The sequence below is a fragment of the uncultured Algibacter sp. genome, assembly GCF_947495675.1.
Taxonomy (GTDB): Bacteria; Bacteroidota; Bacteroidia; order Flavobacteriales; family Flavobacteriaceae; genus Algibacter_B.
In genome coordinates this window covers 76,865-91,335 of record NZ_CANLZX010000002.1, presented here as the reverse complement: position 1 = coordinate 91,335, position 14,471 = coordinate 76,865, and the positions used below count along the sequence as shown (strand labels likewise).

General features: G+C 31.0%; 10 protein-coding genes. 1 reads left to right on the top strand and 9 read right to left on the bottom strand.

What is annotated here, in order from left to right:
* Nucleotides 1–2: 2 nt before the first annotated feature.
* The 7 genes from Q0842_RS02100 to Q0842_RS02070 form a co-directional block, all read right to left on the bottom strand.
* Nucleotides 3–1,217 (bottom strand): glycoside hydrolase family 88 protein, encoded by a 1,215-nt coding sequence (locus Q0842_RS02100; RefSeq protein ID WP_298493813.1) that lies wholly within the window; start codon nucleotides 1,215–1,217, stop codon nucleotides 3–5.
* 14 nt (nucleotides 1,218–1,231) lie between these two features.
* Nucleotides 1,232–1,660 carry a cupin domain-containing protein gene (locus Q0842_RS02095; protein ID WP_298493810.1) on the bottom strand — a complete coding sequence of 143 codons (429 nt, stop codon included), beginning with the start codon at nucleotides 1,658–1,660 and terminating at the stop codon, nucleotides 1,232–1,234.
* A 4-nt stretch (nucleotides 1,661–1,664) separates the two neighbouring features.
* Nucleotides 1,665–2,672, bottom strand: coding sequence for a DUF4861 family protein (locus tag Q0842_RS02090; protein WP_298493807.1), 1,008 nt, complete (start codon nucleotides 2,670–2,672; stop codon nucleotides 1,665–1,667).
* Between the two features lie 2 nt (nucleotides 2,673–2,674).
* On the bottom strand, nucleotides 2,675–3,529 hold the full coding sequence (locus Q0842_RS02085; protein WP_298493804.1) for an alpha/beta hydrolase: 855 nt from the start codon (nucleotides 3,527–3,529) through the stop codon (nucleotides 2,675–2,677).
* A gap of 183 nt (nucleotides 3,530–3,712) precedes the next feature.
* Nucleotides 3,713–5,323: a RagB/SusD family nutrient uptake outer membrane protein gene (locus tag Q0842_RS02080; RefSeq protein WP_298493801.1), complete on the bottom strand. Its 1,611-nt coding sequence runs from the start codon at nucleotides 5,321–5,323 to the stop codon at nucleotides 3,713–3,715.
* Nucleotides 5,324–5,333: 10 nt separating this feature from the next.
* A complete protein-coding gene (locus Q0842_RS02075) occupies nucleotides 5,334–8,387 on the bottom strand; it encodes a TonB-dependent receptor (RefSeq protein WP_298493798.1) in 3,054 nt (1,017 codons plus the stop codon).
* Nucleotides 8,388–8,480: 93 nt separating this feature from the next.
* Nucleotides 8,481–9,875 (bottom strand): glycoside hydrolase family 28 protein, encoded by a 1,395-nt coding sequence (locus Q0842_RS02070; protein ID WP_298494029.1) that lies wholly within the window; start codon nucleotides 9,873–9,875, stop codon nucleotides 8,481–8,483.
* Between the two features lie 383 nt (nucleotides 9,876–10,258).
* On the opposite strand from Q0842_RS02070, the gene Q0842_RS02065 reads away from it, so the two are divergent.
* A complete protein-coding gene (locus tag Q0842_RS02065; RefSeq protein ID WP_298493795.1) occupies nucleotides 10,259–11,293 on the top strand; it encodes a LacI family DNA-binding transcriptional regulator in 1,035 nt (344 codons plus the stop codon).
* Nucleotides 11,294–11,374: 81 nt separating this feature from the next.
* On the opposite strand, the gene Q0842_RS02060 is transcribed toward Q0842_RS02065, so the two are convergent.
* Both Q0842_RS02060 and Q0842_RS02055 read right to left on the bottom strand, forming a co-directional pair.
* Entirely contained in the window at nucleotides 11,375–12,982 is a 1,608-nt protein-coding gene (locus tag Q0842_RS02060) for a UxaA family hydrolase (protein ID WP_298493792.1), read from the bottom strand.
* Nucleotides 12,983–13,001: 19 nt separating this feature from the next.
* Complete coding sequence (locus Q0842_RS02055; RefSeq protein WP_298493789.1) at nucleotides 13,002–14,447, bottom strand: tagaturonate reductase; 1,446 nt, start codon at nucleotides 14,445–14,447, stop codon at nucleotides 13,002–13,004.
* Nucleotides 14,448–14,471: the final 24 nt, after the last annotated feature.

Below are 14,471 nucleotides of genomic sequence, written 5' to 3'. Positions count from 1 at the left end.
TTTTATCTGTTCAATTCTAATGCAGCCAAAATAAAAGGTCCTGTACCATGAAGATTATTTACTCGTTTTGCTTCACCTATATAATATTCAAAAGAAGCATCTCTATAAGGATTTCCTCCTAAACCAGCACCTTTACAAGTTTGCGTTAAATGTACTTCTCCATTGTCGTCTACTTTAACCAACTCTTTAACAAGTCCATCAAACGCTTTGTTTGCTACGTCGTTAAATTCTGAAGGTAAATAGCCTTTTCTAACACCTTTAGCAAATGCATATGCAAACATTGCTGTTCCAGAAGATTCTAAATAATTGCCTTCTCTATCTGGAAAATTAGGAACCTGATACCAAATTCCAGATTTATCTTGCACTTTAACTAAAGCCGTAGAAAGGTCGTTTAGCTGTTGTATTAGCATTTGTCTTTTTGGATGGTCTTCTGGAAAATAATCAAGCACATCTACTAAAGCCATAACGTACCAACCTAGTGAACGCGACCAGAAATTTGGAGATTTACCCGTTGTTTTATCTGCCCAACCCATTTGTTTGCTTTCGTCCCAAGCGTGTAATAACAAGCCTGTTTTTTCATCATAGGTTTGCTTGTAACATACCTCGAATTGGTGTGCGACATCGTCAAAGTTTTTACCATCTTCGTATTCTGCTATGTATCTTGCATAAAAAGGTTGTCCCATATATAAACCATCGAGCCACATTTGGTATGGATATATTTTTTTGTGCCATAAGCCTCCAGACTTGGTTCTTGGATGGTTCTCTAATTGTTTTCTTAAAGTCTTTATAGCAGATAAGTATTTTTCATCTTTGGTTTTTTCATACAAGAAGAAAAGAATTTTTCCAGCATTGATATTATCGATGTTATATTTCTCGATATCGTAGTTTAAAATCGTTCCTGTACTATCAATTAAATCGTCTGCATAACCTTTTTCGTATTCAAAATATTTTTCGTTACCTGTTTCTTGGTATAATTTTTCAAACGACAAAGCCAATAAACCATGCTTGTAATTCCAGTTTATAGTTTTATGATTATCGACATCTCTCGCTTTTGGAAAACGTTTCATTATAGATAATGCCATACGTTCTGACCATTTTAAGGAACTAGAAATTTTTACTTCTTGTTGCGTTTCTTCAGTTACAACTTCCTTTTTTTCTTCTTTGCAACTTGTAAAAAAGCTTAATACTATTATTGCAATTAGTGTTATGTTTTTCATAGGTATATTTATTTCTATTCGTATTTTTTAATAACTAGGTATTTTAATTCTGTTTCTCCTGCATTACTTATGCCATGCATAATATTTGAAGGACAATATAAACTTGTATTAGCTTGAACAACAACTTCGTTTCCGTCTAAATGAAACTTGGCTTTACCTTCTAAAACATAGAAAAACTCATCTTCTGGATGTTTGTGTGGTGCATGGGTTGCTTTTCCTGGAGCAACAACACTCATTTTAATGGTTCGTCCATCTAAAAAATCTTTATCTGCAAACCAATATTGATACCCAACTTTTGTTGGGATTGCCTCTTCTTTATTGAAGGTATTTACACAATCATCAATTGTATATTCTTTTTCTTGAGCATTTAAATTATTACATACTAAAAAGGAAAAACATAATAACAACACTATAGATGTTTTTATTTGGAGAAGGTTTTTCATGACTTTATAGTTTATCGTTATTATTTAATTCGGCTAATTTTTCATTTAAATAAGTAATGAATGCTTTTTCGGTTTTAATGCCATCCACTTCTTGTTCCCAAGCACCTAAAAAATAAAATACAATTGGTTTTGTGGTAGGTTTAAATTCTATTAAATAATCGTTTGCGCCTTTTTTTACTTCTGTTGTGGTTTCTAATTTGTAAAAAATTGCCATTCCTAAATTATCTGGTACTAAAGTTTGTTTTCCATAAGTTGCTATGTATGCCCATTTTTCATTTTTCTTTTTAATGAAATTAACACCATGATTTACAATACCTGTTACAATACCATTTATAGCTTTTGAAGGTTGTATGGTATGTTTAGTATAACGTTGGTCTGGAGCAATGCTTAATGTTGATTTTAAATCGATTTTATCTTTGCCAGTTTTCCAACCTTTGTATTGAATGATGACTGTAGAATTACTTTCGGTATTCTTAATAGTTGCATGCGTATTATCTACTTCTTTAAAATGAAGCACATTATTGTCAACCAATCTTCCAATAGATCCAATACCAAGACCTTTACCAACTTTTAAAATGTCTTGTCCCCAAGATTGAGGCTCATGATAAGAATCGAATCCATCTTGACCAACTTGTGATAGCACCATTTTATCGGTAGTTTTCCCGAAGATATCAATAGCATTTCTCCAGTCTAAATACAATCTGTAACCAATTTTATTATTTTCCCAACCTGGACCTTCGTAGCGTAAATACCAAGTATGGTCTGTATGATTATCTGGTACTTGTAACTGGTTTACGTTTTTAAAAGATGTACCACCATTGTATTCTTTATGACCTCTTTCTCCATCAATCCATTTTCCGCCTTCTGCAATAGAGATTTCGGCATATGTTTTTACAGGTGACTTAAGCTCTTTTTTTGCAACTTGTTCTAAAACTGCTTTCGTTTCTTCATTTTTACAAGCCAAAATGCTTATAAACATGAATACTATTATTATGTATTTGACGGTTTTCATAATTAATTAGGTTTAAATTGATTATCAAGAAACGTTACAATATGTTTTGTTGTTTCCTTAAAATAAGGATTAAATAACCAAAAAGTATGTGGGCTATTTAAAATTGTTTTTAAATTGTAATATATATTATGCTTTTTAAGAATTTTAATCATATCATCTCTACCTGCATGAAATCTATCATATTGACTATTGATAAATAAAATAGGAGGTGTTTGTGCATTTGTATGATTTAAAGCTGATGCTTCTTCCCATACTTTTGGCTTTTCTTTACATGTACCACCTAACCATTTACTTGCAACAACATTTTCTCTAGATTGTGGATGTTTGAATGCCAAAATTCCATCAATATTTATTATAGCTTGAACTTTAGTCGATGAATAATCTTCATTGTTTTTTGTGCCAATTAAGGCAGCCATTTGACCACCAGAAGAACAACCTAATACAGCAATTTTCGTTGAATCAACGCCAAACTTAGTGGCATTAGCTCTTATAAATTTAATGGCATGTTTAACATCATTAATACCTGCTGGATAAATAGCTTGAGCAGATAATCTATATTCAACAGCAAAACAAGCATATCCTTGAGAGGCAATACTTTTAGCCAAAGGCTCCATATGTGATTTATTACCCGATTTCCATCCTCCACCATGAATCAAAATAACTGCAGGAACTAATTCATTGTTTTTTACTCGATAAAAGTCTAAATGTAGTTTTTGATTGTTTAATTCTTTAAAGATTAAATCTTTGGTTTCAGATAAATTAATGATAGAATTCGCATAAGCAATTGAAATATTTGGGAATTTTTTTATTTCTTTTTGAAAAGTATTATGTATAGTATAACTAGTGTCAATCTCCAATTTTTGTATGGCAAAAATTGAAGTTAAATTAAAAAGATAAAATAATATGTATATGTACTTTTTAACTAACATAATAACCTACATATTTTTATAAAATAAGCCTGATTTTTTGTCAGGCTTATTTAAACTAAATCAAACTAAATAATTACTAAAACTAATTCTTTATTAAAACCTGACACTTAATTAATTATAAGCAGGGTTTTGAGGGAAATCTTTATTTTGATTTAAATCTAAAGCCGCTTGAGGTATAGGTCTTAATATTTTTAACTCTCCATTAGCTCCATTAAAATTAGCTGCATCAATTAAATAATTATACATTGAAGCTCGTTCTACTAGCTTTCCTGTACGTTTTAAATCAAACCATCTGTGATATTCTCCAAATAACTCTCTTGCTCTTTCATCTAATACAACATCAATATCAAAAGTAGTTAGTGGTGTTGTTAAACCAGCTCTTTCTCTCACAGCATTAAGTTTTTCTAGACCTAAAACTGGGTTTGTTTGTAAATAAGCTTCGGCTGCTATAAGGTAAGTTTCAGCAAGTCTAGATAAAACAATATCACGAGAACTTACTCTTGAATCATCATCAAATTGAACACTTGGATCATCAAACTTTTTTGCTGGAATTGTTTGGTAGTCACTACTTACAACACCTGCTGCATAAGTTCCCCATTCGTGAATTTGCGCTTCTGGATGAGCCAAAGCATAAGCAGCAATATCTGCTGGTGTTGCCCATTGAGGTGCATAATAATGTCTTACTTCTAATCCGCTTGTATCATCTACTTCAAAAGCATCAAAATAACGCATATAAGCTTCTGTCATAAACGTTGCTTCGTATCTTTCATCATCTTCTGTAAATAGTTCTAAAGCAAAATCGGTTGCTAATAAAGTAAAGCTTTTCCATCCTGCATCACCGGCAAATTCTGAACCACCTAAATAAGGGCCAAAATAGTTTGCTTGCTTATGTCCTAATTCTGTAGGATCTACACTAATAGAGGTTTCATCAAATTGTACAGAGAATATTGTTTCTGCATTCATTTCATTTCCAGGAAACCATAATTCTGCAAAAGGAATGGTTAAAGATTGTCCTGCAATTGCATTTTCTGCATAGGTTGCTGCTGTTGCAAAATCGTTTGAGTCTGCAAAAGTTTCGTATGCTCTTGTTAAATGTACTTTAGCTAATAAATGTTGAACAGCTCTTTTTGTTACTCTTCCTGAAAATGATTCATCTTTTACTGCTGATAAAGCTTCTTGCAAATCTGCAATTATTAATTTATATACTTCTTCAGCAGAATTTCTATCAAAAGATAATATAGGACTTGCTATATAATCAGTAACTATTCCAACCCCACCGTAAGTTTGCACTAACAAAAAGTATGCATTTGCTCTCATGTATTTCACCTCGCCAACTAAAGTACTTAATTCTTCAGTTTGAGCGGTAATATCAGAATAATGTATAGCTATATTTGCTTTTTGAATTGCTGAATAACATGAAGCGTAAAGTTGATCTACACCAACAGATGATGAATTTAATTGCGAGTAAATAGACAGTCCTTCTGGTTCTGATCCTCTTCCAGATCCTACTGCATATAAATCTGTACCAGCGCAGAATACATAAGCGTCGTTTCCGTATATTTCACGCAACTCTGAGTAATTTGCATTAACTAAAGCATTAAAACCTTCTGATGTTGTATAAAAAGTCTCTGCATCTGCATTTGCAAGATTCTCTTCTTCTATAAAGTCCGAGCAAGAGCTAACTATCAATGCTAGGATTCCTAATATTAATATTTTTTTCATAATTCTTTTTTTAAAATTTTAAACTTAAACCTAATTGATATGTTACCGAGCTAACACGCGCTATATTATAACCTGCAACAGCCCATTCTGGATCGTATCCTTCGTAATCTGTAATTACAAATGGATTCAATACGTTAGCGTAAATTCTACAACTCTTAATTTTGAGTTTATTTACAACATTATCACTTAAAGTATAGCCAAGAGCAATATTTTTTACTTTAATAAAAGATGCATCTTTATAATATCCAACTCTATCATTTCTCCAATAAGTACCTGCATTACGAGGTTGTGGAAACGAATTTGATGCTTGTGCAGGAATACCAGCAGCATTTGCTGGAATATACCAATCTGCTATATCTAATTTTTGACGGCCTCTATCTCTTACATCTGTAAAGTTTTGATGGAATTCACTATAAGCAAATACACCTTGGTTAGTGAAAGCTGAAATAGATAAATCAAAATTTTTATATGTTAAATTAGAAATAAAACTTCCAGACCAATCTGGATCAGAATTACCTAAAATAGTCCTATCGTTATTAGCATCAATAACGCCATCATTATTTAAATCTTTTACTTTCGCTTGACCTTCACTTTGACCATAAGAGGCAGCTTCATCAGCTTCATCAGCTTGCCAAATACCGTCAAACACATAGTTATAATAAGAATTTAACGATTCTCCTAAATGAAGATTATTACCTATATCTGAAACTTCACTTTGCCCATAAATAGATTCTAATTTATTGGTGTTTTTTGTAAAAGTAAATGTTGTACTCCAAGATAAATCATCCGTTTTAATATTTCTAGTGGTTAAAAGTATTTCTACACCTTTATTACTAACAGAACCTACGTTTGCAAAAGTTGATTCCCATCCAGATTCTAATGGTAAAGCTTGTGCATAAATAAGATCTTCAGATAACCTGTCATAAACATCTACACTACCAGAAATTCTATTTTTAAATAACCCAAAATCTACACCTATATTAAATTCTCTAGTTTTTTCCCAAGTTAAATCACTATTAGCTAGAGTTTCTGCTAACCATCCATTGGCAGAAGTACCATTAAAATCGTAATATACCTGCTGATTTAAAGCATTAAGAGTTGAATATGAATCTACATTGTCGTTACCTGTATACCCAATACTTACTCTTGCCTTTAAATTTGAAATAGTTTCATTATCAATTAAAAAAGATTCTTTACTTGCCTTCCATGCTAATGCTACTGATGGAAAAGATTCCCATTTATTACCTTCTGATAACACAGATGATCCATCCCATCTGTTAGAGGCAGTAAGTAAGTATTTATCTTTATATGAATAATTTAAACGAACTGCATATGAGTTTAACGTCTTTTTAATATAATTAGAACCCAAATTAAAAGTACCAGCTTCTCCAGATCCTATGTTATAAAACCCTGTTTCAAAAGGTTGCTCTCTTGAACTTAAAAAAGAACTTTCTGTTACATTAGAGTATAAACTTTGTAATCCTAAAAAATTAAAAACATGATCTTCATTTAAAATATAATTTATATTAAATTGATTATCCCATGTATAGTTATAATTCTCACTTTTAGCAAGTGATGACAACGGAAGATTTTCATTACTTATACCTGCATTTGTTTGAGCTCCCGAAAATTCACCTTGTCTAGAAGTATTGTAATTTCCTGAATACGTAGTCTTTAATGTTAACCATTCTAAAGGCTTATATTCTAAATACAAGTTTCCAAAAGTTCTCCATCTTTTAATCTCATTTGATGAATTAGCAATTTCTAATAACGGATTATATGTACTAGTTTTATTGATTGCATAAGACCCATCAGGAAATCTTAATTTACCAGGTTGATCTTGATATTCACCAACAATTTCGTTACCATTTTCATCCACCTTCCAAGGTGTTAAAAAAGGATTTAATCTAAATGCTTCTCGCATTGCAACATCACTACCTAATTGCTCATCAGTACGAGCTAATGTAATATTAGCTCCTGTTGAAAATTTCTCATTTATTTTATGGTTTACACCAGCCTTAAATGTGTATTTATCAATCGATTCATTAGGAACATTACCTGTCTCTTTTTGCAATCCTAAGCCTAAACTATATGCCAGACCATTATCTGCTCTTCCGTTAATACTCAAATAATTATTTTGTTGACTTCCGCTTTCAAGCACAGCATCATACCAATCAAAGGTATCATTATTTGAAGCTCTTTGTAAAAGCACAGTATTACTACTACCTACAACAGACCCCGCTAACATATCTGCAGTTGTTGTTGATGCATCCCCTCCATTAGTTGTTGCAAAATAAGCAGATTGATGATAGTACCACCATTTTTCACCACCCATCATTTTTGGTAATCTGGCTACTTCTTTTGTTCCATAAGATGTTTCATAAGATATATTTAAACCAGATTTAGCAGATTTACCACTTTTGGTTGAAACAATTACTACACCACTTGCACCTCTTGAACCGTAAATTGCCGCTGATGATGCATCCTTTAAAACATCAATTCTATCTATATCTTGTGGATTTAAAAAAGTAATATCATCTGTTGGAACACCATCTACTACAAATAATGGTTTTGTCTCACTTAATAATGAGTTATTACCCCTAATTGTAATATCAAAACCATCTCCAATTCTACCAGAAGATGAAGAAATTTGTACACCTGGTATATTACCTTGAATGGCCTCTAAAGGGCTAGTAACATTTTTTTCTGTTACATCTGATGCACTAATAGTACTAACAGATCCTGTAAGATCTGATTTTTTTATAGTTCCATAACCAACCACTACGACTTCATCTAGTGATTCTAAATCTTCTTTAAGTGTTATATCAATAATACTATTCCCTCCCACAATAACTTCTTGTTTTGCGAAACCAACATAACTCACAACTAATACTGCATTTGAATTTGTAACCTTGAAGGTGTACTTGCCGTCAAAATCTGTAGTTGTTCCATTACTAGTACCTTTTTCCAAAATATTTACACCAGGAATAGGCTGTCCAGTTTCATCGATAATAGTACCGCTTATTGGAGTACTTCTTTCTTGAGCATAGATTTCATTACCCATGAGTAAGCTCAGAAAAAGGAAAATTGTGCCACACAATTTTAGTGATTTTCTAAATAAAAGTTTGATATTCATAATTTAATTGTTTAATTGAAATTAGTTATTGTTTAATTGTTTGTTAGTATTAGTTTCTTCTACAGGCAATCCGTTAATTTTTGTGTTTATTAATTTAATATTTGTAACATTTTCCAAAGAAAATTCCTTTTTAACCTTTTCTATAACAACATTTTTTAATGTTATATTTTGTATTGGAGACCCTACATATCCTTTTGCTAAAACCCCAAATTCACCGCCATTTTTTACGTTAACATTTTCTAGTAATATATTTCGAACTTGTGGTATAAACGCTCCTGTTTGGTTACTATAAATACCATAAAACATATTAATTTTTAAAACAGCTTCCTTAACTTGTCCAACTTCAATATTTCTAACATAAACACCATCAACAGTACCCCCTCTTCTTGAATTTGTTTTAATCCTTATTGCCCTGTCTAAATTTGGGCTATCCATTATGCAATTTTCAACAAAAACATTAGACACACCAGCCGACATCTCACTACCTATTACTACACCTCCATGACCATCAATCATTTTACAGTTTTGCACAACTATGTTCTTGCTTTTTATAGCAATTCTTCTGCCCTCGTTATCTCTACCAGCTTTAATTGCTATACAATCATCACCAGTATTAAAAGTGCAATTTCTTATTATAACATTTTTTGAATATTCTGGATTACAACCATCATTATTCGGACCATGAGAATCAATAGTTACACCATCTACAATAACATTTTTAGATTTTATAGGATGAATAACCCAAAAAGGTGCATTTATAATTTTCACATCTTTGATTAACACATTAGTACAATTAAAAGGCTCAAGGAAAGTTGGTCTTAAATAATGGTTATCACCAAATATCCTTTCGTTAACTGGAATTCCTTTATCCGCGAAACTCATTAGCTTAGGAAGGTTTAAACTATCTCTTTGTGATGGCATACCCTCTTTCCAACCATGGTCAACACCCATGCTCCATGGCCACCAATTATGACTATTAGCTTGACCATTTAAAACTCCTTTTCCTGTAACAGATATGTTATTTGCTTTATAAGCATAAATTAAAGGAGAATAGTTCATTAATTCTAGCCCTTCGTATGAAGTATGCACTAATGGATAATAATCTGAAGGATTTGTACTAAATAATATTTCTGCTCCTTCTTCCAAATGAAGATTGATATTACTTTTTAAATGAATTGGACCAGTATAAAATTTACCAGAAGGTACAATAACCTTTCCTCCTCCATTTTCATAACAATTTTGTATAGCTTTTTTAAAAGCATCAGAATTATTAAATACACCATCTGAGATTGCACCATAATCAATTACACTAAAAGATTTATCTTGAATATTTGGCTCATTTACATCATCAACTATTTGCTGCATGATTTGCCATGGTGAATTTTTATCGTTTACATGATTAATAGCAGATTTCATTTTCACTTTACATCCAAGAAAAAAAATAGTTAAACCAAAAAGGCAAATCATTTTATATCTAAATGATTTATTAAAAACTTTAACTGTAATCTCTATAAGTTTCATAAAAATTGATTTAAAAAATCATATTATTAAAAAAACACTCGATAATATAAGTTTTACATAATGTAATCGATTGCACAAAACTAATAAATAAACTTTAAACAAACAAACAATTAAATGGTTATCTTAATAAAATGTTAATAAAGACTATATATTTAATAACTAAATTTAATTAAACATTAAAAAATTAACGGATAATTACGTTTAGTGTAATCGATAACATAATATTTTTTATTATTTAAATATTACTTTTACAAATAATATATATTACAGTACTACTAATGGGTAAGAAAACTACTATTTACGACATAGCTAAAAAGCTAGATATCACCGCGGCTACAGTTTCAAGAGCTTTAAATAACAGCCCCAAGATTAGTAAAAAAACAAGAGATCTTGTGTTAGAAATGGCTAACAAAATGAATTATGAGCAAAATAAATTGGCTTTAGCTCTTAAAAGTGGTAAAAGTAATAATGTAGGAGTTATTGTGCCTCGAATAGATAGCAACTTCTTTGCATCTGTAATTCGAGGTATTGAAGAAAATTTATTTGCACATGGTTACCACGTAATAATTTGTCAAACTCATAATAACGAAAATATTGAAATTGAAATTATTAACACATTATTAAATGCTCAAGTAGACGGTATTTTAATGTCCATCTCGAATGTAGATATATATAAAAAAGAAAGTTTTAATAGAATTTTTAAAAAACAAATTCCACTAATATTTTTTGATAGAAAAGCAAATATAGAAGGCGTTAGTTCTGTAACAATTAATGATTTTGAAGCTGGCTATAAAGCAACAAAACACTTGATTAAGCAAGGTTGTAAAAAAATTGTTCATTTATCTGGTAATACATTGTTGGATATTTTCAACAATCGATTTCTTGGCTACAAACAAGCTTTAGAAGATGAAGGTATTGAGTTTAATGAAGATTATGTTATTAGAATTAAAAGTACAGTTGAAGATGGTCGAAAAGCTGTGAAAAAGTTATTAAAATTAAAAAAATCACCAGACGGCATTTTCTCTTCTAGTGATTATGCTGCTTTAGGAGCCATACAAGAGATTAAAAATCAAGGCATTAAAATTCCCGAAGATATTTGTGTAGTTGGATTTGCAAATGAGCCTTTTACAAAATTTATGGAGCTATCAATTTCTACAGTTGACCAATCCCCTGTAGAAATGGGCAAAATAGCTGCTAACGTATTTTTAGAGCAAGTAAATAATACTGATAATGCTAAAATTGAAAAAAAAGTTGTTCTTACGCCAGAGTTATTAATTAGAAAATCTTCTTTAAAGAAGCCAGTTTCTAATTAAGATACAATTACTTACAATAAACAAAAAAACGCCAAGATTAAATCTTAGCGTTTTTTTGTTTAATAGCCCAAATATGTAATGCTAAAGAGATACACCTCTTCTCCAAGGGATAAAATCATTTTGGTTTAAAACTTTTGCTTTGGTGCTAATTGTTCCACTTGCAACTTTAATAATAAATTCTAACATTTCTTCACCCATTTCTTCAATGGTTTTTTCACCACGAATTATTGCTCCAGTTTCAAAATCTATAATATCAGGCATCTTTTCTGCAAGTTCTGTATTCGAAGAAACTTTTATAACCGGTGCAATAGGATTTCCTGTAGGGGTTCCTAAGCCAGTAGTAAATAATACCACATTAGCTCCAGATCCTACAATTGCAGTAGTGCTTTCAACATCATTTCCTGGTGTACATAACAGGTTAAGACCTGGCTTGGTGATATATTCACCATAATCTAAAACATCTTGAACTGGGGATGTTCCTCCCTTTTTAGCTGCACCTGCAGATTTCATTGCATCTGTAATAAGTCCATCTTTAATGTTTCCTGGTGAGGGGTTCATATCAAATCCTGACCCAGCATCTATTACAGATTTTTCATAAGCTTTCATTAATTTTAAAAACTTTATGCCTTTTTTATCATCAACACAACGGTTTACTAACTCTTGTTCAACTCCGCATAATTCTGGAAATTCACCTAAAATAGCTGTTCCGTTTAAAGCAGTTATCATATCTGAAACAACTCCTAATGTAGGGTTTGCAGAAATCCCAGAAAAGCCATCAGATCCACCACATTCTAATCCAATTTTTAATTTAGATAAAGGTGCAGGTTTACGTTCTATTTGATTAGCTTGTTTTATAGCCTTAAAAGAGTCTTTTATAACAGCAGAGAGCATCTCATCTACCGTTCCCATTTGCTGTTGCTCATAAATTAAAACAGGTTTGTTTAAATTCTGATTAATATTATTTAGAGCTTCTTTAAAAATATTAATTTGAAGGTTTTGACAACCCAAACTTAGCACAGTTGCTCCTGCAACATTGGGATTGTTTACATAGCCTGCTAGTAATTTAGCTAAACTTTCTGAATCTTGTCTTATACCACCACAACCACCAGGGTGTGTAATAAATTTTACATCAATATTATCGAAAACATCTGATGAAGTTGAAGTGATTTCTGTCTCTTCGTTTCCACTAACTAATGAACGTAAAAGCATTTGATGTGGATTAACTTTTTGCTTTAAAAGTTCTTTTTCAAAAATTTCTTTTAAAATTTCAACATTTCTATTTTCACAAAATACTAACGGGAAAAACAACCATACATTTTCTGTTCCTACCTGCCCATCTTCTCTATGATAGCCTTGAAAAGTTCTAGCTTTCCACTTATCTACGTTAGGAGCTGCCCATCTAAAAGATTCGGTTTTACCAATAACCTTTTCACTTTGATGTTTAACATTATTTACAGTTAAAATATTGCCTTTTTCTATGGTTATATTAGCTGTACCTACGAGGACACCATACATGATAATTCTATCTCCAGGTTCAAATTTTTCTAAAGCTATTTTATGCTTTGATTTAGTGTCTGATAAAATCTTTATAGTTTCTTCATTAAAGGTAACAACATCTCCTGCCTTTAAATTTATTAAAGCTACAGCAACATTATCTGAAGAATTTACTTTTATTATTTTATTTTGCATCCTAATAACATATTATCTTTTAATAGGTTTTGCTATAATTTTCAAAACCTTTTTCTATACCATTTTCTTCAATTTCTTTTAAGGCTAAGGCTATTGAACTTGCTAAGTTTTTAATCTTAGTTAAATCTTCTCCCCAATAGTTCTCTTGACTTAAAATGTTTATTGCTACCTCATTAAAATTATTAGATTTCCATGTTTCAGAAAAATAAGCAACTATATCTTGATTGTCTTGAATAGGCAAACTATTACCTTTCCAAGTGCCTTTGTAAAAACGAATTAAACACGCTAAAGCAAATGTAAGATGTGTTGGTAGTTTTTTATGCTTATTTTCATATTCTAACAAACTAGGTAACACTCGGACTTTAAATTTAGATATTGAGTTTAATGCAATACTTGATAAATTGTGAATGATGAATGGGTTTCTAAAACGATCAAAAACTTCATCTGCAAAACTAATTAGTTCTGCTTTATTCATATCTAAAGTATCAATAATTTCATCAAAAACTACTTTATTTATAAACTCACCTGTAAAAAGGTTATCAACCGATTGTTTTACAGTTTTATTTCCATATAGCAAAGAGAAAGGTACCATTGCTGTATGAGCACCATTTAATATACGAACTTTTCTGGTACGATATGGTTGCATATCGTTAACAATCTTGACATCTAATGCTGTTTTATCAAATGGTAGTTTTGCCTTTAAATCGTCTCCACCTTCTATAACCCATAATAAAAATGCTTCTGCTGAAACAATTAAATTATCGTCATAATCTAATTGTGCATTGTAAGCTTCAATTTCTGCTTTTGGATAACCAGGTACAATTCTATCTACTAATGTGCTGTGAAATGAATTACTTACAAGTAGCCAATTTTTAAAATCATCGCCTAAATTCCAATCAGAAACGTAGTTTAATATAATTTCTTTTAAAGTTTCTGAATTATGATTAATTAATTCACATGGAATGATGGTTAACCCCTTGTTTTTATCACCTTTAAAATGCTTAAAACGCTCATATAAAAAGACAGTTAATTTAGCTGGAAATGAACTTGGTGGTTGCATTAAAGGCGTGTCTGAATCTACATAAGCAATACCTGCTTCTGTCGTGTTTGATATTATAAACTCTAATGACTCTTCCCTAGCTAAACTTAAATAATCCTTAAAATTAGAATAAGGGTCTATTGCCTTGACTATGTTTGATATTAATTCAATATCTTGAATTTCTTTACCTTTTTTAACACCTTTCATGAATAGTGTGTACAATCCATCTTGATCATTTAGCATTTTAACCAAACCTTTATCAATTGGTTGTACAACTGCAATTCCTGCATTAAAATTAACAGTTTTATTTAGTTCCTGAAAAGCATACCCTATAAAGGCTCTTAAGAAGTTTCCTTCCCCAAATTGCGCAATTTTAATGGGCAGTTTGTTTTCTAATCCTTTATTACTTCTATTTAGTTTTTTCATCTTAATACTATTAATATGTACGAT

Coding starts and splice junctions, on each gene's coding strand:
- Q0842_RS02095 (WP_298493810.1), bottom strand. CDS start 1,660: ATGAAAAACCTTCTCCAAATAAAAACATCTATAGTGTTGTTATTATGT.
- Q0842_RS02055 (WP_298493789.1), bottom strand. CDS start 14,447: ATGAAAAAACTAAATAGAAGTAATAAAGGATTAGAAAACAAACTGCCC.
- Q0842_RS02060 (WP_298493792.1), bottom strand. CDS start 12,982: ATGCAAAATAAAATAATAAAAGTAAATTCTTCAGATAATGTTGCTGTA.
- Q0842_RS02065 (WP_298493795.1), top strand. CDS start 10,259: ATGGGTAAGAAAACTACTATTTACGACATAGCTAAAAAGCTAGATATC.
- Q0842_RS02080 (WP_298493801.1), bottom strand. CDS start 5,323: ATGAAAAAAATATTAATATTAGGAATCCTAGCATTGATAGTTAGCTCT.
- Q0842_RS02075 (WP_298493798.1), bottom strand. CDS start 8,387: ATGGGTAATGAAATCTATGCTCAAGAAAGAAGTACTCCAATAAGCGGT.
- Q0842_RS02100 (WP_298493813.1), bottom strand. CDS start 1,217: ATGAAAAACATAACACTAATTGCAATAATAGTATTAAGCTTTTTTACA.
- Q0842_RS02070 (WP_298494029.1), bottom strand. CDS start 9,875: ATGAAATCTGCTATTAATCATGTAAACGATAAAAATTCACCATGGCAA.
- Q0842_RS02090 (WP_298493807.1), bottom strand. CDS start 2,672: ATGAAAACCGTCAAATACATAATAATAGTATTCATGTTTATAAGCATT.